The sequence below is a fragment of the Vibrio sp. 970 genome (assembly GCF_033339075.1).
Window position 1 is genome coordinate 1 of record NZ_JAWOTW010000535.1, and the last position, 600, is coordinate 600.

Annotated in this window: 1 protein-coding gene; it reads right to left on the minus strand. The window is 43.7% G+C overall.

From position 1 onward, the window contains the following. On the minus strand, positions 1–503 hold a 503-nt coding region (locus tag R7Q11_RS27715; RefSeq protein WP_225467177.1), incomplete at its 3' end, for an RNA-binding S4 domain-containing protein. Positions 504–600: the final 97 nt, after the last annotated feature.

A 600-nucleotide genomic window follows, 5' to 3' on the forward strand; every position in this document is an offset into this window, starting at 1 on the left:
TCACGCGTTGCTTGTGGTTTGTCTTCTTTCTTGCCTTTCTTAGCAGATTGAGACAGCGCTTCTTTTTGTGCTTTGCGCTCTTTATGTGCCGCTTTACGACCCGTTGATTTAGGTCCTGTGCCTTTCGCTTTAGGCGGCTTGCTTTGGCGAGACTTCTCTTTACGAGTAGATTGCGTTTCTTTCTTCGCTTTCTTTTCCGCTTTTTGTTCTGCCGTTTCTGGTTCTGTCACTGGCGCGTCACAAACCACCACATAGTATTCTTGGTTAAACTCAAAAAAGTCACCATCGTACATTTTGCGTCGTTTACGTGTTTCTAGCTCGCCATTCACCGCAACATAACCTTCTTCGATGATATGTTTTGCTTCGCCACCACCACTGACCAAGTTTGCGATTTTAAAAAGCTTATACAGTTCGATAGGATGCGCATCAACATCAATGCCGATCGCTTCGATTTCAATCTCGTCGCCTTCTAAATACTCTTCGTGGTCGTAATCTTGGGTCATGTTATTTACTCTTCATATTTGATGCTCTGAAGTTTAAACGCAATACCCCAAAATAGAAACCTCAGCCAATGCTCTATCGCAGGTTCTTTGTGGCTTT